At 57.6% G+C, this 18,117-nt stretch carries 22 protein-coding genes and 1 tRNA gene; 4 read left to right on the top strand and 19 right to left on the bottom strand.

From position 1 onward, the window contains the following. Window positions 1–87: 87 nt before the first annotated feature. The 3 genes from CBB62_07855 to CBB62_07845 all read right to left on the bottom strand — a co-directional run bounded on the left by CBB62_07855 (window position 88) and on the right by CBB62_07845 (window position 1,676). Complete coding sequence (locus CBB62_07855; GenBank protein OUT42196.1) at window positions 88–567, bottom strand: 30S ribosomal protein S9; 480 nt, start codon at window positions 565–567, stop codon at window positions 88–90. Between the two features lie 36 nt (window positions 568–603). Beyond that, the gene (locus tag CBB62_07850) at window positions 604–1,065 is read right to left on the bottom strand and encodes a 50S ribosomal protein L13 (GenBank protein OUT42195.1); all 462 of its coding nucleotides are present in this window, start codon (window positions 1,063–1,065) and stop codon (window positions 604–606) included. 149 nt (window positions 1,066–1,214) lie between these two features. After that, window positions 1,215–1,676, bottom strand: coding sequence for a hypothetical protein (locus tag CBB62_07845; protein ID OUT42194.1), 462 nt, complete (start codon window positions 1,674–1,676; stop codon window positions 1,215–1,217). Between the two features lie 90 nt (window positions 1,677–1,766). On the opposite strand from CBB62_07845, the gene CBB62_07840 reads away from it, so the two are divergent. From CBB62_07840 to CBB62_07830, 3 genes are all read left to right on the top strand, one after another. Beyond that, a complete protein-coding gene (locus CBB62_07840; GenBank protein ID OUT42193.1) occupies window positions 1,767–2,603 on the top strand; it encodes an enoyl-CoA hydratase in 837 nt (278 codons plus the stop codon). 12 nt (window positions 2,604–2,615) lie between these two features. After that, window positions 2,616–3,161 carry a CoA-binding protein gene (locus tag CBB62_07835; protein OUT42192.1) on the top strand — a complete coding sequence of 182 codons (546 nt, stop codon included), beginning with the start codon at window positions 2,616–2,618 and terminating at the stop codon, window positions 3,159–3,161. Between the two features lie 62 nt (window positions 3,162–3,223). Further along, complete coding sequence (locus CBB62_07830; protein ID OUT42191.1) at window positions 3,224–4,540, top strand: O-acetylhomoserine aminocarboxypropyltransferase; 1,317 nt, start codon at window positions 3,224–3,226, stop codon at window positions 4,538–4,540. 36 nt (window positions 4,541–4,576) lie between these two features. Here CBB62_07830 and CBB62_07825 read toward each other — a convergent pair whose 3' ends face one another. The 9 genes from CBB62_07825 to CBB62_07785 form a co-directional block, all read right to left on the bottom strand. Next, window positions 4,577–4,924, bottom strand: coding sequence for a hypothetical protein (locus tag CBB62_07825; protein ID OUT42702.1), 348 nt, complete (start codon window positions 4,922–4,924; stop codon window positions 4,577–4,579). A 302-nt stretch (window positions 4,925–5,226) separates the two neighbouring features. Then, window positions 5,227–5,303: transfer RNA gene (locus CBB62_07820), tRNA-Pro, on the bottom strand. Window positions 5,304–5,401: 98 nt separating this feature from the next. Continuing rightward, entirely contained in the window at window positions 5,402–6,100 is a 699-nt protein-coding gene (locus CBB62_07815; protein OUT42190.1) for a hypothetical protein, read from the bottom strand. Between the two features lie 52 nt (window positions 6,101–6,152). After that, window positions 6,153–6,461: an integration host factor subunit alpha gene (locus tag CBB62_07810; GenBank protein OUT42189.1), complete on the bottom strand. Its 309-nt coding sequence runs from the start codon at window positions 6,459–6,461 to the stop codon at window positions 6,153–6,155. Window positions 6,462–6,608: 147 nt separating this feature from the next. Beyond that, window positions 6,609–7,589, bottom strand: a complete 981-nt coding sequence (locus CBB62_07805) for a 3-oxoacyl-ACP synthase (protein OUT42188.1) — start codon at window positions 7,587–7,589, stop codon at window positions 6,609–6,611. 49 nt (window positions 7,590–7,638) lie between these two features. Next, window positions 7,639–8,754 (bottom strand): phosphate acyltransferase, encoded by a 1,116-nt coding sequence (locus tag CBB62_07800; protein ID OUT42701.1) that lies wholly within the window; start codon window positions 8,752–8,754, stop codon window positions 7,639–7,641. 169 nt (window positions 8,755–8,923) lie between these two features. Further along, window positions 8,924–9,109: a 50S ribosomal protein L32 gene (locus CBB62_07795; GenBank protein OUT42187.1), complete on the bottom strand. Its 186-nt coding sequence runs from the start codon at window positions 9,107–9,109 to the stop codon at window positions 8,924–8,926. A 241-nt stretch (window positions 9,110–9,350) separates the two neighbouring features. Further along, window positions 9,351–9,941 carry a hypothetical protein gene (locus tag CBB62_07790; GenBank protein OUT42186.1) on the bottom strand — a complete coding sequence of 197 codons (591 nt, stop codon included), beginning with the start codon at window positions 9,939–9,941 and terminating at the stop codon, window positions 9,351–9,353. Window positions 9,942–9,961: 20 nt separating this feature from the next. Beyond that, the gene (locus CBB62_07785) at window positions 9,962–10,549 is read right to left on the bottom strand and encodes a hypothetical protein (GenBank protein OUT42185.1); all 588 of its coding nucleotides are present in this window, start codon (window positions 10,547–10,549) and stop codon (window positions 9,962–9,964) included. A 156-nt stretch (window positions 10,550–10,705) separates the two neighbouring features. Here CBB62_07785 and CBB62_07780 point away from each other — a divergent pair, with 156 nt between their 5' ends. Continuing rightward, window positions 10,706–11,164 carry a hypothetical protein gene (locus tag CBB62_07780; protein OUT42184.1) on the top strand — a complete coding sequence of 153 codons (459 nt, stop codon included), beginning with the start codon at window positions 10,706–10,708 and terminating at the stop codon, window positions 11,162–11,164. Window positions 11,165–11,250: 86 nt separating this feature from the next. Here CBB62_07780 and hppA read toward each other — a convergent pair whose 3' ends face one another. From hppA to CBB62_07745, 7 genes are all read right to left on the bottom strand, one after another. Next, window positions 11,251–13,329 (bottom strand): sodium-translocating pyrophosphatase, encoded by a 2,079-nt coding sequence (hppA, locus tag CBB62_07775; protein OUT42183.1) that lies wholly within the window; start codon window positions 13,327–13,329, stop codon window positions 11,251–11,253. A gap of 327 nt (window positions 13,330–13,656) precedes the next feature. After that, complete coding sequence (locus CBB62_07770) at window positions 13,657–14,130, bottom strand: hypothetical protein (GenBank protein ID OUT42182.1); 474 nt, start codon at window positions 14,128–14,130, stop codon at window positions 13,657–13,659. A gap of 214 nt (window positions 14,131–14,344) precedes the next feature. Beyond that, window positions 14,345–15,367 (bottom strand): thiamine-phosphate kinase, encoded by a 1,023-nt coding sequence (locus tag CBB62_07765; protein ID OUT42181.1) that lies wholly within the window; start codon window positions 15,365–15,367, stop codon window positions 14,345–14,347. 3 nt (window positions 15,368–15,370) lie between these two features. Further along, a complete protein-coding gene (locus tag CBB62_07760; protein ID OUT42180.1) occupies window positions 15,371–15,874 on the bottom strand; it encodes a transcription antitermination factor NusB in 504 nt (167 codons plus the stop codon). A gap of 8 nt (window positions 15,875–15,882) precedes the next feature. Further along, window positions 15,883–16,422, bottom strand: coding sequence for a 6,7-dimethyl-8-ribityllumazine synthase (locus CBB62_07755; GenBank protein OUT42179.1), 540 nt, complete (start codon window positions 16,420–16,422; stop codon window positions 15,883–15,885). Beyond that, window positions 16,382–17,506, bottom strand: coding sequence for a 3,4-dihydroxy-2-butanone-4-phosphate synthase (locus tag CBB62_07750; GenBank protein OUT42178.1), 1,125 nt, complete (start codon window positions 17,504–17,506; stop codon window positions 16,382–16,384). The genes CBB62_07755 and CBB62_07750 overlap by 41 nt, the downstream gene beginning before the upstream one ends. Continuing rightward, window positions 17,503–18,093 (bottom strand): riboflavin synthase, encoded by a 591-nt coding sequence (locus tag CBB62_07745; protein OUT42177.1) that lies wholly within the window; start codon window positions 18,091–18,093, stop codon window positions 17,503–17,505. Before CBB62_07745 ends, CBB62_07750 begins: the two co-directional genes overlap by 4 nt. Window positions 18,094–18,117 lie beyond the last annotated feature (24 nt).

Genomic DNA, 18,117 nt, shown 5'->3' with positions numbered 1-18,117 from the left:
ACAGAAAAAGGCCGCATCGGACGATGCGGCCTTTTTCTGTTATCGGAACCATGGTGATAAATCCACGGTTGATTTGACTTTGTCGCCTTAGCGTTTGGAGAACTGGAAGCTCCGGCGGGCTTTTGCCTTACCGTATTTTTTCCGTTCAACCATACGCGCATCACGGGTCAGGAACCCGGCCTGCTTCAGGTTCGAGCGCAGAGCCGGCTCAAACTTGCTGAGGGCACGGGAAATACCGTGGCGCACGGCACCGGCCTGACCGGAGAGACCACCACCCTTAACGGTGACGAGGCAGTCAAACTGGCCTTTGCGATCGGTAACACCAAACGGCTGGTTGATAATCAGGCGCAGGGTCGGGCGCGCAAAGTAAACGGTATCTTCACGACCGTTCACCATGATCTTGCCGGTACCGGGCTTGATCCAGACGCGGGCAACGGCGTCCTTACGACGACCGGTTGCATAAGCGCGACCAAATTCATCAAGCTCAGGCTCGGGCAATGGCTTGTCAGCCTCTGCCGCGCCGCCGAGTGCCTGCAGGTTATCGAGGGTTTTGCCCTCGGTTTCCATTTCTGGGGTTGCAACGTCACTAGCCATGATGCCGTCTTACGCTCGCTTGTTCTTGGGGTTCATATTGGCCACATCCAGCGTCTCTGGCTGTTGGGCTTCATGGGGATGCTCGGAACCGGCATAAACGCGCAGCTTTTTCAGCTGCTCACGGCCCAGAACACCTTTCGGCAGCATGCGCTCAACGGCTTTGGTGACCACGCGCTCCGGATATTTACCAGAGAGGATCTCGCCTTTGGAACGGCCACGGATACCGCCTGGGTAACCGGTGTGCCAGTAGAAGATGTCGGCATTTGCCTTGTTACCGGTCAGACGCACTTTCTCGGCGTTGATTACGATAACATGGTCGCCACAATCGATATTCGGGGTGAACATTGGCTTGTGCTTGCCGCGCAGACGCATGGCAACGATGCTGGCCAGACGGCCGAGGACAACGTCTTCCGCGTCAACGATCAACCACTTGCGCTCCACCTCCGACGGTTTTGCGGAATAGGTGCTCATGTTTTTAAAACCTGTAAACCTGTGTGAAATAGCATTGCCACAACCTTCCGGTGGTGGCTTGGGGCGGGTAATTACGCAGTCAGGGCGACAAGGTCAAGCGCTAACACCCATAAAACTGCGAAAAAAGTGATTGAGGTATTATAATACCCTCATTTCGCAGCCGATGTTTCAGCGGGCGGGATCGAGTAGGTTCCGGTAGCATGGGCAACCGGTTCATCCAGCCCGTCGGAATAGAGAAAACTCTCGCCATAAGCCAGCCGTTTGCCGAGCTTGATCAGCCGGGTTTCGGCCACCAGATCTCGTGCCAGCTCGGGTTTGCGCAGGAAATTCAGATTGAGATTGGTGGTCACCGCCAGCTCAACCGGGCCGATGGCAGACAGAACCGCACCCCAGAGGCTGGCATCGGCCAGCGCGAACATGGTCGGCCCGGATACCGTCCCACCCGGACGCACGAAACGCTCATTGGCCGGCAGGCGCATCTGACAATACCCGAAGCGCATGTCATCAACCACCGCCTGCAGTTCCACCATCTGTGGCAGCCCTTTGTCGAGCAGCGCCTGAAATGCGGCTACCGACAGCACGCTCTGCCGATCATCATCCGGACTGCGCATATCCCATATTCCTCCCCTAGTCTGTTTTCTCGCATTCATACATGGAATCCCATACCCTCTGCGACATAAACATAAGACGGAGACAGGTCCATGAATGAACCGTCGTACCAGACAGGGAATGCAACTGCCGTATCGAAACAGCTGGTATTGCGTGAGGATGCGGACGGTATCGCCACCCTCACCCTCAACCGCCCGAAACAACGCAACGCCCTCTCCCGCGCCCTGATGGCAGCATTGCATGAACGCCTTGATGCGGTAGGACAGGACCCCGCCATCAAGGTGGTGATTATCGCGGCCAATGGCCCCGCCTTCTGTGCCGGGCATGATCTGAAGGAAATCCGCGCAGCCAGAAGCGGCGGGGACAAGCCCGATGAAGCCTTCTTCCGTGCCTTGTTCGAGCAATGCAGCCAGTTGATGCTGGCGATCCAGAATTTGCGCCAGCCCGTGATTGCCCGGGTCGAGGGCATGGCCACGGCCGCGGGCTGCCAGCTTGTCGCCAGTTGCGATCTGGCGGTTGCCGGTCGCAGCACGCATTTTGCAACACCGGGCGTCAATATCGGTCTGTTCTGTTCAACCCCCATGGTTGCCGTCAGCCGGGTCATACCACGCAAACAGACCATGGAGATGCTGTTGACCGGCGACCCGATCACCGCAGAGACCGCCCTCGCCTACGGCCTGATCAACCGGATCGCCGATGATGCGGATGTTGCCGCCGAAGCCATGGCGCTGGCTCGAAAGATTGCGGATAAATCCCCATATGTACTGGCGATTGGCAAACAAGCCTTTTATGAACAACTGGAACATGGTGTGGTCGAGGCCTATGCCTATACCGCCGAGGTGATGACCCGCAACATGCTCGCCCGTGACGCCGAGGAAGGTATCGGCGCCTTTGTTGAGAAACGCCCGCCGGTCTGGCAGGGACAATAGGACAGGCATTTGATGACAACGACAACGGAAGCCGACCTGCCCAAGGGGCACGAAAGCTATACCGACCAGCACCTGCTGGACATTCTGCGCAGTGTGAAAACCATTGCCATGGTCGGGGCCAGCGCCAACTGGAACCGGCCCAGCTATTTTGTCATGAAGTACCTGCAGCAAAAGCAGTATCGGGTTATCCCGATCAATCCCGGACAGGCCGGCAACGAGATACTGGGCGAGCCATGTTACGCCAGTCTGGCCGAGGCGGCAGAAGCCCTCGGCCCCGGCGTAATCGACATGGTCGAGGTCTTCCGCCACCCGCGCGAAGCCCCGGAACTGGCCCGACAGGCGGTTGCCATCGGGGCGAAAGTGTTCTGGATGCAGATCACCGTGATCAGTGAAGAAGCGCGACAAATTGCCGAGGATGCCGGGCTGGCCGTCATCATGAACCGCTGTCCGAAGATCGAGTATCAGCGGCTGTTCGGCGAGATCGGCAGAACCGGTGTCAATTCCCGTGTCATTTCCTCCAAGCGGCAGAAAATTAAACCGTTTAAAAAACTCATGTGAACCACTACCTTCTGCGCACTGGTTCACCAGACAACAAAGATAAAATCTGCAGGACATTACCCATGACCGATCAACCGACCTTCGGCTTTGAAACCCGCGCCGTTCACGCTGGCGCTGCCCCCGACCCGGCCACCGGCGCGCGCGTTACCCCAATCGTGCAATCGACCGCCTTCGTGTTCGAGGATTCCGACGATGCCGCCGCCCTGTTCAATCTCCAGAAGGTCGGCTTCATCTATTCCCGCCTGACCAATCCGACCGTCTCGGTACTGGAAGAGCGGATTGCCAGCCTCGAGAACGGCATCGGCGCTACCTGCACCGCATCCGGTCACGCGGCACAGATGATGACCCTCTCCGCCCTGATGCGTCCGGGTGATCGCTTTATCTCATCGACCCGGCTCTATGGCGGCTCGCTGAACCAGTTCAAAAATACCTTCCCGCGCAGCTTCGGCTGGCACTGCGACTTCGTTGATTTCGACGATCTAGAGGCCCTGCGCAAAACCATCACGCCCGAGCACAAGGCAATCTTCTGTGAGAGCCTGGCCAATCCGGGCGGTGTAATCACTGATCTCGAGGCAATCGCTGCCATTGCCGAAGAGTTCAATATCCCGCTGATCGTCGATAACACGATGGCGAGCCCCTATCTCTGCCGCCCGATCGATCATGGTGCGACACTGGTCATCCACTCGACCACCAAGTTCCTCTCCGGTCACGGGCATGCCATGGGCGGTGTCGTGGTCGACAGCGGCAAGTTCGACTGGAGTGCTGCTGGCAAGTACCCGGCCCTGACCGAGCCCGAGCCCGGCTATCACGGCCTGAAATTCCATGAGACCTTCGGCAATCTCGCCTTCACCATCTGGGGGCATGCGGTCGGCCTGCGTGACCTCGGGCCGAACCAGCAGGCGATGAACGCCTTCCTCACCCTCGCCGGGATCGAGACCCTGCATCTGCGCATGGAGCGTCATTGCGAGAATGCCCAGAAGGTTGCCGAGTTCCTTGAGGAGCATGACGATGTTGCCTGGGTCAATTACGCCGGGCTGCCATCGAGTAAATATTATGACCTGTCGCGCAAATACCTGCCCAAGGGTGCCGGTGCCGTCTTCACCTTCGGCCTGAAGGGCGGCTATGAGGCCGGTGTTAAGCTCTGCGAGAGTGTTGAACTGCTCAGCCACCTCGCCAATATCGGCGATACCCGCTCGCTGATCATTCACCCCGCCTCCACCACCCACCGGCAGTTGTCGGAAGAGGGCCTGAAGGCAGCAGGCGCGACCGCTGACGTGATCCGCCTGTCAATCGGCATCGAAACCGCCGAAGACATCATCGCCGATCTGGAGCGCGGTCTCGCCGTCGCCATGCACGGCAACGCACAGGCAGCCGAATAAACTCAGTCGGTTTGGCCAGCCAACCAGACAGCCCGCTCACGCATCCGTGGCGGGCTGTTTTGTTTCTGCGGCAATCCAGTCGAGAAATGCTGGCAGGCCATCGGCAATATCCAGCACCATGATACAGGGCACGTCATAAGGATGCAGCGCCGTGATCCGCTCCATCAACGGGGCGATCAGATCGACCTGCGTCTTGAACAACAGTACCGCTTCGCGTGACTGCTCGACCTTGCCTTCCCAGTGATAGACCGAGTGCATTTCCGGCAGGATATTGGCACAGGCGGCAAGGCGCTCGGAGACAATCGTTGATGCAATCCCGGCAGCGATTTCGCTATCCGGTGCCGTCACATAAACCAGCCTGAATGCAGTGGTAGTCAGCTTCATGTTCATGGTGAAACTATACGGCCAAGTTTTTGATAAACCTACAAAAAGGTCAGCATAACTTACCTTTATGCTGCACCCGGAACGATGCTGCAATGCAGCACATGCTCTTCTTGACTCAGGGGCGATATTACTGGTTAATCACGTATGCCTGAGTTTAGGGACGAGGCATTAACGCGGAAGTAAGCAAGCAATAACAAAGCGAATTTCGCCCGCGATCAAAAGAAGAAAAACAAGAAAATTTGCCCCCTCTCGAGGGGGCATTTTTTTGTCCGAAATTCGGGAAAATTTATATTTGCAGGAAATGGTCGGAGCGGCGGGATTCGAACCCACGACCTCTCGCCCCCCAGGCGAGCGCGCTACCAGGCTACGCTACGCTCCGACTTGAACCCGCTTGGTAAATCATCCGTGCCCGGCTGACAAGCCATAGGATCATCATCACCTGACAGAAATGCCAGAGCAGGATTATCCGGCGCGGAATTATCCGGCTGAAACCCGATCGATCAAACCGTCGATTTCAGCACGCAGGGATTTGAACTCGGCCAGTGCGTCACGTAGGGCCGTCTCCATCGCCTGCTCACGCTCGGATGGACCGGCAGGCGCAGGAGGAACAGAATCAGGCACCACATCAGCAGCAGGCTGTTTGCTCTCGAGCTGTGCTTCCTGTTTGGCGCTGATGGCAACGACCGTATCGCCCTGCGGCGGCGCCTCAGGCTTGTCCTCAACCTTGGCAGTGGCTTCGGCTGCTTCCGCTGTCCCCTCTTCTGCTGCTGTCAGGTCGTCACTGACACTCTCAGCGGTTGCCTCGGTGCCAATCTCCATAACCTTTTCGATCGCGCTGGAAACCCCGCGTGCGGATTTCAGAACCTTCTGCACACCCTTGATGGTGTAGCCGTCATCATGAAGCAGGCGCTGGATCTGTTTCAGCAGCTCAACATCCTGTGGCCGGTAGTAGCGACGGCCACCAGCCCGCTTCATCGGCTTTACGACCGTGAACTTGGTTTCCCAGAACCGCAGGACATGCTGGGGCACATCAAGCTCTTCCGACACTTCACTGATCGTGCGGAATGCGTTCTTGGCCTTGTTGGCGGCGGAGGATTTGGATGATCCGGCGGTCTTGCGTTTCTTGGGCGCAGGCTTGCTATCGTCGGCCACCGTTGCGTCGCTGTTTTCACTCATTGGACTGGGGGCGCTTTACGGTCGGAAGGAATGATGAAAATTGACGGGATGCTTACTCGTCTTCGGCATCGATACCGTTGATCCGGTCTTTCAGCACGTGGCTGGCACGGAATACCAGAACCTTGCGCGGGCTGATCGGCACTTCCTCACCGGTCTTCGGATTGCGGCCGATACGCTCGCCTTTCTCACGCACGGAGAAGGTGCCGAATGATGAAACCTTGACCGTCTCACCACGAACAAGGGCATCACAGATTTCGTCGAGAACACCCTCAACCAGCTGTGCAGACTCGTTTCTGGACAGGCCAACCTGATGATAAACAGACTCACTGAGAGTAGCGCGAGTGACGGTTTCGGAAGTCATGGACAGCCCCTTGTTTTTATAATCATGCTTCAGCTTAGCGATGAGACAGTTCCCAAGTCAATTCAAGGTAGTTAAAGCCGATTATTGACATTTAGGAAAGCCCCAAGAGGCTTGCATCAGCGGATTCTTTGATTTTTCCGTGCGAATCTACCAGCGAACCAGAGCACCAGCCCAGGTGAAGCCGCCGCCCATTGCTTCCAGCAGCAACAGGTCACCGGTTTTGATCCGGCCATCATGCACCGCCTCACACAGCGCCAGCGGTACCGAAGCGGAAGCGGTATTGGCATGGCGGTCAACGGTCAGGACCACACGGTCCTCGGCCATACCCAGTTTGCGCCGCGTGCCCTCGATGATGCGGGCATTGGCCTGATGGGGGACCAGCCAGTCGATATCGGACGCCTGCAGCCCGTTGGCTTCAAGCGCCTCATCAACCACATCGGCGAGGTTCTTGACCGCATGACGGAAGACCTCACGCCCATTCATGCGCACATGGCCCGCCGTCTGGGTCGTGGAAGGACCGCCATCGACATAGAGCTGCTGCCAGTGATCGCCATCGGAATGCAGATGGGTCGAGAGAACACCGGGACCGGTTGTGCTCTCGCTCTCGGGCACCTCGACCGCTTCGAGGATAGCGGCACCGGCACCATCACCGAACAGCACGGCGGTTGTGCGGTCATCCCAGTCGAGGATGCGGGAATAGGTTTCAGCACCGATCAGCAGCAGCCGCTTCGCCTGCCCTGCCCGGATGAAGTTGTCGGCAACAGACAGGCCATACATGAAACCGGAGCACACTGCCTGTACATCGAAGGCAAAGCCGCCACCGATGCCGAGGCTGGCCTGTACCTTTGCCGCCGTTGCCGGGAAGGTCTGGTCCGGGGTGCTGCTCGCCAGAATGATGCCATCAAGGCTTGTCGCCGGAATGCCTGCGTTATCCAACGCGTCACGGGCCGCTGCAATCGCCAGATCGGAAGTCAGTTCACCATCGGCGGCAATATGCCGGGATTTGATGCCGGTACGCTGCTGGATCCAGTCATCGGACGTCTCCAGCCGTTCGGCAAGATCGTCATTGGTCAGAATCTGTGACGGGAGATAGGAACCACAGCCAATAAAACGGGCACGGCGGATCATATGAACCTACAAACGCTTTGCCCTGAATGCGGGCCTGAAAAAGTCAAACTCACGAACCGGCCAGATCAGTGGCAGCCGCCTTGTCGGTTTCCGGTTGTGCCGCCTCTTCCGCCTCGGAAGATGCAGCACCGCCATTGCCCTTCAGCAGCTCGGCCGGCAGCTCAGAAATACCCGCTTCGATCTTGGGATTACAGTTTTCTTTTAGCAGGTCGTAGGCAACACCGACAGCGTTGCTGAAACCCACCGCATCGGTCCCACCATGGCTCTTCACACAGATGCCACGCAGGCCGAGAAAGACGCCGCCATTATACCGGCGCGGATCGGTACGCTTCTTCAGCTTGAGGAACGCCGGACGGGCCAGCAGATAACCGAGCCGCGCCATCAGCGAGGCGGCAAAGGTATTGCGCAGGAAGCTGGAATAAAGCTGAGCCGTGCCTTCCGCGGTTTTCAGCGCGATATTGCCGGTGAAGCCATCAGTGACAACCACATCAACGGAACCGGAGGGAATATCATTGCCCTCAATAAAGCCCTGAAACTCACCAGGCAGCGTCATGGTACGCAGGGTGGCGGCGGCCTCGCGGATCGTGTCATTGCCCTTCTGCTCCTCGGCACCGACATTGAGCAGGCCGATGGTCGGGTTCTGCCGTCCGAGCACGGTATTGGCGAAGACAGCGCCCATAACCGCAAACTGCACGAGGTTCGGCACCGAGCATTCCAGATTGGCGCCGAGGTCGAGCATGACGCTCTCGCTGCGCTGGGTCGGGAAGAAGGAGGCAATCGCCGGACGGGAAATTCCCGGCAGGGTTTTCAGCACAAACTTGGCCATGGCCATCAGCGCACCGGTATTGCCGGCAGAGACGATGCAATCCGCCTCGCCCGCATCGACCAGATCAATCGCCATGCGCATGCTGGACTGCCGACCGGAACGCAGCGCCTGTGACGGCTTCATATCGGTAGAGATGGCATCCGGGGCATGATGGATGGTGGCACAGGCCTGCAACTGCCGGTGCTTGTCCAGCAGCGGCTTCAGCCGGGCTTCATCACCAACCAGAATATAGCGAATGTCCGGATAGCGCTTGAGTGCCAGTTCGGCACCGGCAACGATCGCATCGGGGGCATTATCCCCGCCCATCGCATCAATGGCGATCGTATATCCCGCAGACATGGCTTTACCCGACTTGGTCATGATGACGACATCCGATCAGATTGTTATCTGGGACCGGAACCGCCGAACCACAACAATACAGTTTGAAAAGTCACATTGAAACGGACACAAGCCCACCATGCCCCACACCGGGACGGTGCGGGTTATGGTGAGGCTGTTCCGGTCTGGATCAGAACTGATCCTTGCCCTCAATGACCTGACGACCGCGATACATGCCGGTTTTCAGATCGATGTGGTGTGGACGGTGCACTTCGCCTGTGTCGGGGTTTTCAACATAGGTTGGTGAAGTCAGTGCATCGTGGGCCCGGCGCATGTTGCGGCGGGATTTGGAGATTTTACTCTTTGGAACTGCCATGGTCTCTACTCACTAATATGTCTTCTTTTATAGGTCCGGTCAGGCCCGTTCACAGCCTTCTGAACCCGTGCTTTCCATGCCGTGTAACTGGAAAGCAAGTTGAACGTGTTACGGCAAAATCGAAACTTTTGTCATCGGGCAAGGCTGCAATCCAGCCAGCATCAGCCGGTTGCGCGCCCGTGAGCCGCGTGGTTGTAACCAAATTCTTCCGCCGCATCAAGTCGGGCGATGAAAGAGATAGCTACTCTGCGTCCGGTTTATGGTCTTTCAGGATCGCAAGTTTGGCAAATGGCCGGTGGGTATTCTCTTCCTCGGCCTGCTTTTTGCCCTCTTCCTCAGCCTGAACACCGGCTGGCAATTCGGCATCGGGGGCACGCGGATAGTCAGGGATTGCAAGGCTCAGCGCCTCAACCGCGATCTCGCCGAGATTGACATACTGGCCATCGGTAAAGTCCGGGAACAGGTCTGTCGCTTCATCAACGTCAAGTTCTTCATGGGGAATTATCTCACGCTCCGGCTTTACCTTGCCCGCAACCGCGAGCCGCAAATCGAAGCTTTCGGCATAGCTGGTGTCGAATTCCTCAAGGCTGAGGCTGCAGGTCAGGGTCACATCAGCCTTCACCTCGCCCTTGATGCGAACAAAGCGACCGCCATCGAGCAGCGTGCATTCCGCCTCGACCGACAGACTGCGGACAGCTGGAATTTTCAGACGTTCAGCCACGAACACACATTCGTCGGTGCTGGCGGTTTCGGTCCAGACACCTTCCCGGCGGTCGATCTGTTCGATTGAAACCGGGCGGTTGAATTCGGGTTCATTTTTGGGCGTAACCATATGCCTTGTCCTGAAAAGGGTTATTCAGCCGGGATTCGTAACGGCTGTACTTCCAACGATGTATCTTCTGCCAGCGTCACCACCGGCCATGGGATATTGCCGGACAGCAGGGTTGCACGATCAAGGCCGGAGACGATCTGCATCGACTGTCGCATATAACCGGCCAGCGCCTCGGCATAACCGCGGGCAAGTTCGGCATCCTCGATATGTGCCAGCAGGTTGCGCGTGATAACCGGTGGCAGTTCGGAGAAGTCGTCACTGGCAAGCGCCGAGCGATAGGCCGTTGCCCGACCGTGATAATCCTCAGCCATCTTCTTGACCTTGCGCCCGACACTGAGGTCACCAACGCCCATTTCCCGAAGCGCATTATCAATATCGCGCTTGAACATGTTCTGGAAAAACGCATCGATATAGCGGCCATCGGCAGGCTCAGAATCCGACAGCCCGCTCAGCGCCACAAAGACGTGCAGATAGAGCATATCGAGCCGTCCCCAGACCGTATCGGCAACACCGAGCCCGGAATAAAATACCGGCAGGCGGGATTGTCGCACCACGGCGTTATAGAGCGGCGAGACATTCTGCAGGCGATTCAACAGATTTTTCAGCATGATACGGCGACAGCTTCCGGGCAATCCATGTGTTGCCCCTAAATGTGGGAACCCGATCCCTGCTGACAAGCGCTTCACAAGGATATACCGGGTAGGCTATTCATGTGCGCAAGATAGTGACAGGGCATGTATGCCCTTCAATAGGCGGTGACCTGGATGTTTACAACAAACTCGATTAATTCCGGCGGAAAAACCGTTGCGATTGCCCTCACCCTGATTGGCCTTGCGGCCTGCAGCCCGGTGACGGCGCAGCGCGGCAATCTGATTGATGACGCGCGACTGTCGCGGATCAAGGTCGGCGAGATGAACCGGGTTGAGGTGCTGAACGCCCTCGGCACCCCGACCTCGCGCGCGACCTTCGATCAGGACACCTGGTACTATATCGGCCAGATCACCGAGAAAACCGCCTTCTTCAACCCCGATGTGGTGGAGCGGCGGATTCTGAAGCTGCAATTCGATCAGGACGGCACGCTGGTCAGCATGGAACAGCTCGGCCTCGAGGATGCGCAGGACGTGAACCTCGTCGATCGCGAGACCCCGACCCGTGGCCGCGAGCTCGGCGCGCTGGAACAGCTGCTCGGCAACCTCGGCAAGTTCAATCCCGAGGGCGGTTAAGCCCCTCAGGCATCAAACAATCACCAACGAAAAAGCCCCGATCAATCGACCGGGGCTTTTGTTCGTTTAAGGCCAAGCTGTCAGGATCAGGCAAACAGCTTGGCGAGAATGGCCAGCAGCAGGATCGCCACGATATTGGTAATCTTGATCATCGGATTGACCGCCGGGCCAGCCGTATCCTTGTACGGGTCGCCCACGGTATCACCGGTAATCGCGGCATGGTGGGCGTCCGAGCCCTTGCCGCCATGGTTACCTTCCTCGATGTACTTCTTGGCATTATCCCATGCACCACCGCCGGAGGTCATGGAGATAGCCACGAACAGGCCGGTGACGATCACGCCGAGCAGCATGGCACCAACAGCCTCGAAGGCAGCAACCTGTCCGCCCACAACCAGAACGATGACATAGAGCACCACAGGCGCCAGAACCGGCAGCAGTGATGGTATGATCATTTCCTTGATCGCGGACTGGGTCAGGAGATCGACCGCCTTGCCGTATTCGGGTTTGGCCTCGCCTTCCATGATGCCGGGGATTTCCCGGAACTGGCGACGGACTTCAACCACGACGGAACCGGCAGCACGACCAACCGCAGTCATGCCCATGGCACCGAACAGATATGGCAGCAGACCGCCGATAAAGAGACCGACAACTACATAAGGGTTCTGCAGCGAGAAATTCACCACCGCATCGGGGAAGTAGAATTTCAGATCCTCGATATAGGCAGCAAACAGCACGAGGGCGGCAAGACCGGCAGAACCGATGGCATAGCCCTTGGTTACAGCCTTGGTAGTGTTACCGACCGCATCGAGCGCGTCAGTCGTCTCACGAACATCGTCGGGCAGTTCCGCCATCTCGGCGATACCACCGGCGTTATCGGTAACCGGACCATAGGCATCGAGCGCCACAACCATACCGGCCAGCGCCAGCATCGTGGTTGCCGCAATGGCGATGCCATAGATACCGGCAGCAGAGTATGCCGCGATGATACCGGCACAGATCACAATCACCGGCAGAGCCGTCGCCTCAAGCGAGACCGCGATACCCTGAATGATGTTGGTTGCATGACCGGTTTCGGATGCACGAGCGACAGACTTAACCGGGCGGAACTCGGTTGAGGTATAGAACTCGGTGATCCAGACCAGCAGCCCGGTCACGATCAGACCGGTGAACGCACAGGCCAGAAGGCTGGTACCGGTAATGCCCTTATCAAACTCGGTGCTGAACCCGAACATGATCGAGATCGCGAGAATGATCAGGATCGCGGATGCCGCGGCACTGACCAGAAAGCCCTTATACAGAGCGCCCATGATGTTGTTGTTCTCGCCGAGCTTGACGAAGAAGGTACCGACGATGGAGCCAAGAATACAGACCGCACCGACAACCAGCGGGAATGCCATCATGCTGGACTTGATGTCACCGGTGAAGGTGATCGCAGCCAGCAGCATGGTCGCAACGATGGTCACGGCATAGGTCTCGAACAGGTCAGCCGCCATACCGGCACAGTCACCGACATTGTCACCAACGTTATCGGCGATCACCGCCGGGTTACGGGGATCATCTTCCGGGATACCGGCTTCGATTTTGCCGACGAGGTCAGCACCGACATCTGCACCCTTGGTGAAGATACCGCCACCGAGACGGGCGAAGATCGAGATCAGGGACGCACCGAAGCTGAGCGCAACCAGCGCCTCCAGCATGTGACGTTCCTCAACACCGATCGCCAGCAGCAGACCGTAATAGATCGCCACGCCGAGCAGGCCGAGACCAACCACGAGGAAACCGGTGATCGCACCGGATTTGAAGGCAATGTCGAGCGCCGGGACGAGACCGTTGCGGGCGGCTTCGGTGGTACGCACATTGGCGCGGACCGATACGTTCATGCCGATGTAACCGGCGATACCTGACAGAATGGCGCCGATAAAGAAGCCAATGGCGACCGGCAGACCGAGAAAGGCTCCGAGCAGGATGCCAACCGGAACACCGGCAAAGGCAATCGCGCGATACTGGCGGTTCAAATAGGCTTGCGCACCCTCCTGGATCGCACCGGCGATCTCCTGCATGCGCTCATTACCCGCACTGGCGGCGAGCACCTGACGACCGGCGAACACGCCGTAACCGAGGGCCATCGCACCACATGCGATAACGATGATAAGGGTTAATACCATCTATCCGTTTCCTCATATCCGTTATTGCACCGCTTGTTTTTTGAAGCAGAGCAGCACATTTATCGGCTGCTCCTGCGATGCTTTTGATTATTGAACCGTGGCGGTTCGAGAATTTCATGCCTGCAATCAGGATTGTTTTCATACGAAACAACACTGCCCAAGCGGCGAGAAGATGCCCGAGCACTCGATAGAAAGCAACCGGGGATGCTTGTTCTGACCGCTTTCCTGCGGAAAACCGTCTGTCAGGACCATAAAAACCGGCACCGGAAATGACAAAAGGGCTGATCCCCGAGGATCAGCCCCTTCAATGCCGATTGAGCAATAAGGTCAGATGCGACGCTGACGCAGGTTCTGGATGAGTACATCCTTGACCGTTTCACGCCCCATGACAGCAGCAGCAGCGGCCGCAACCTTACGCTTCAACAGTTTGGTGTCGATACGCGCACCATCCTGGCCAACGGTGACATCAAATCGTCCATGAAGATTGGAAAACACCTTATCCTGCAGATAGGTCATCTTCTCTTCATATTGAGCTGCAACATCGGTGTCCTCGACCTCAATCATGACATTGAGTTCAACGAACTGGATGGTTCGTTTGTCGTGAACAACCGGCATCCGCATTGGCGGCAACTGCACGAATGCGGGACCGACGGGTTTCAGAATCCCATCATCACCATGGCTACTGTCGCTTGCATCCCCCCCAGGAGAAGCGGCAGTGACCGGCGAAATCTGAAACACAATCCCACCAACCGCTAACAGCACAGCTAAAACGACTGCAATCATTGCAGCTTTCATCGGCATATCCCCCTCGGATATATTGGTGGCCCTTGAAACAAAGGCCGGGAAGCGCGTGATCCCTTACCCCCACGCAGGTGATAAGATGCCGGGCCATGCCGCATTGCACAAGTAAAGAAACGTAAATTTTGTAAAATTTTTAGCTTGACCGAGCGCCGTAAGCGCTTGTTTTTGCTGATTAAATTAAAATTTAGCGAAAATTTTAGCAAAAACGCGCGGTTTATTGGCCGTGTTGCCAGCCCGAAACAGACAGGGGCAATTCCCGCCCGTCTGCATCATAAACATATACGCATACGTCTGACTTTCCCTGATCCGTATCAGGGGAAACCATCTTCCCGATCATGCTCAGTTTCGGCATATTGGCCCGGTCGGCAGCGGCAATCAGTGCCTCAGCATTGGCCTCGGGGACGGTAAAAATCAGCTCATAATCATCCCCGCCACCGAGTAATTCGACGGCAGAAATAAATTGCGCTTCAATGGCCATTTTCGAGGATTGGGATAGCGGAATGCGATTTATCCCGATTTCCGCCCGCAGATTCGAGTGACGGCATATGTGGCCGAGGTCGGCCGCCAGACCATCAGAGAGATCAACCGCCGCATGTACCGCAATCCCCTGCTCACGCAACCACCGGGCCAGCGTAACGCGCGGATTGGGCAAGTTGTAGCGCTTCATCAGGGCATCACGGGCCACATCCGGCAAGGTGCCCAAACCACCCTGCGCCGCCATCAGCCCGAGATAGCCGTCACCTACGGTACCGGAGACCATGACTGCATCCCCGGCTTTTGCCCCGCTCCGTTTGAAAGCCTGCCCTGCTGGAACGCTGCCGATAATCGTGATGCTGATAACCAGTGGGCCCTTGGTCGAGGTGGTATCGCCACCGGCGAGATGCAGGCCGAAGGTTTCCTGATCGCGCGCCAACCCGTCGGTGAAGGCATGCAGCCAGCGCTCATCGCATTTATCCGGCAGGGTCAGTGACAGGAAATAGGCAACCGGACGCGCACCCATAGCGGCGAGGTCTGACAGATTGACCCGCAGCAGCTTCTGCGCCAGTTGCTCAGGCTCTGTATCGGGCAGGAAATGCGTGCCCTCGACCATGGTGTCGAGGGTGACCACATGCTCCTCGCCCGCTATCGGGGCCAGCAATGCGGCATCATCGGTGAGGTTCAGGCTACCCTCGAAACCGGCAGCCAAAGGCTTCAGAAAGCGGTCGATCCGGTCAAATTCGCCAATCTTCCACGCCAAGGGTCAGCCCCGAAGTTGTTTGCCGAGACGATCCAGCACCGCATTGACCAGCTTTGGCTCCTTCTCGCTGAAGAAGCTGTCGGTCACGGTCATGTATTCCTTGATCAGCAGTGAGGTGTCGTACTCACCATGGGACAGGAGCTCATAGGCACCGGCACGCAGGACACAGCGCAGCAGCGGCTCGATCCGCTCCGGCGACCAGGGCGCAGTCACAGCACCGTCGATCATGGCATCGAGATCGGATACCTGGGCCGTCGTGCCCCGAACCAGCTTTGACAACAGCTGGGTATCGGGTGGAACAATGCGTGTGTCCTCGGCACTGTCGGGATCAACCGGTGGTGGCCGTTCCAGATAATCGCGAACCGCAGGCTCCGCCATCCGGTCCGGGTTCATCTCCAGCTCATACAGAACCTGAACGGCACCGAGCCGCGCTGTGGTGCGCGCACGAAACCCGCCCTTGTCGGGACGTTTGCTCTTCTTGGCTGGTTGTGCGGCTTGCTCGGTCATAGACGTGATCAACGTGGATAGAGGCGGAACTGGTGTTTCAGCTTGATAAGGTTGAGACAGGCGTCAGCCGCCTCCCCGCCCTTGTTCTTGCGGGCCGGATCGGCGCGTTCCATTGCCTGATCCATATTCTCGCAGGTCAGAATGCCATTACCGACTGCCAGCGTATATTGCAGCGCCATCTGATAGATACCACGAGCGCTCTCGTTGCACACCACATCATAATGGCTGGTCTCGCCACGGATCACACAGCCAAGGGCAATGTAGCCGTCAAAGCGCCGCCGGGCGGTGAAGTAATCCATGGAGCGGACGGCATAGCGAATGGCAGAAGGAATCTCGAGGGCACCGGGCACGGTATAGACTTCATAGCTGGCACCAAAGCGTTCGATGGCTTCGGTTGCGCCCTTCAGGAGATTATTAGACACGTCCTCGTAATAGCGTGCCTCGACAATCATAAGATGTGGTGATTCAATCACTTCTGGGAGTTTCCTTGCAGCATGCTGTGATGGTTCAGATCGGGATAGGCTGATAGCCGGTGATCTCCAGACCATAACCATCGAGACCAATAACAGTCCGACGACTGTTTGATAACAGGATCATTCGCCGGATGCCAAGATCACGTAGTATCTGGGCACCGACACCATAGTCACGCAATTCATGTGACGATCTGGATTTCTCATCAATTCTGGTACGGAAGCGCTGGGACAGAGTATTTGCCTGCGGCTCACGCAGGATAACCACGGCACCACGCCCGGCCTCGGCAATGGCCTGCATCGACTGCTGCAGTTCCGCACCGCGCTGGCTGTTGTTGAAGCCGAGCAGGTCATCAAAGATATCTAGGGCGTGCATCCGCACCAGTGACGGCTCATCGCTGTCCACATCGCCCATGACAAAGGCGACGTGTTCGGCATACTCGCTCTCATTGGCATAGACGATCATACGAAACTCACCGCCGAAGCTGCTTGTGAACGGTGCTTCCAACTCACGGCGCACCAGCTTCTCGGTCCGGCGGCGATAGGCGATCAGATCGGCAATCGTGCCAATTTTGAGACCGTGCTGTCGGGCGAAGGGGATCAGGTCGGGCAGACGGGCCATGGTGCCGTCATCATTCATGATCTCACAGATCACGCCCGCAGCTTTGCGATCACCGAGGCGCGCCAGATCAACCGCCGCTTCCGTATGGCCGGCACGGACCAGCACCCCGCCATCGCGGGCGCGCAGAGGAAAGACATGGCCGGGGGTTGCAAGGTCGCTTGCCGTACTGGACTGATTGATCGCAACCGCAATCGTATGGGCGCGGTCGGCGGCGGAAATACCGGTGGTCACCCCTTCCCGCGCCTCGATGGAAATAGTGAACGCGGTTTCGTGCCGGGACGAGTTGTGCGAGGTCATCAGCTTGAGGCCAAGATCATCGGCCCGCTCCGACGTCAGTGCGAGACAGATCAGCCCGCGACCGTATTTCGCCATGAAGTTGATGGCATCAGCATCGGCGCAATCGGCGGGAATGACCAGATCGCCCTCATTCTCGCGATCCTCATCATCGACCAGCACAACCATGCGGCCCTGACGCGCTTCCTCGATCAGCTCCTCGGCGGTCGCCATCTCTGCTGTCGGCGCAGTGCTTACCTCGGTCATGACCGATACTCCAATTGCCGTGCCACATAGCGGGCCAGCATATCAATTTCGATGTTCATCTGTTGTCCGGCTTCGGTCAGATGCAATGAGGTCGCGGTCCATGTATGGGGAATGATATTGACCCCGAAACTGTCCGCACCAACCTCGTTGACCGTCAGTGAGATACCATCAAGTGTCACCGATCCCTTAGAGGCGATATAGGGCATCAGCGTTGCCGGTGGCGCAATGGTCAGACGCCAGCTCTCGCCTTCCTGCCGGGCATCGCGCAGGGTTGCGAGACCATCGACATGACCGAATACGAAGTGCCCGCCCAGTTCCTGACCGAGGGTAAGCGAGCGTTCGAGATTGATCCGCCGCCCGGTCTGCCAACTGCCGATCGTGGTCTTGTCGAGGGTCTCACCGGACGCCACGACACGGAAGCTGTCCGCGCCCTTCTCTACCACCGTCAGGCAGACACCGGAACAGGCGATGGATGCGCCCATATCGACACTGGCCATATCAAAGCCGGTGCGGATGGTGAGATGGGTATCGCCCGGCTGCTCGATTTTGGTGAGCGTGCCGAGATCGGTAATCAGGCCTGTAAACATAGATATATTGGGCTTCAAATGACG

Origin of the sequence: Micavibrio sp. TMED2, assembly GCA_002168225.1 — a bacterium.
Taxonomy (GTDB): Bacteria; Pseudomonadota; Alphaproteobacteria; order TMED2; family TMED2; genus TMED2.
Note: the sequence above shows the minus strand (reverse complement) of the source record. Positions and strands in the feature narration are given on the sequence as shown.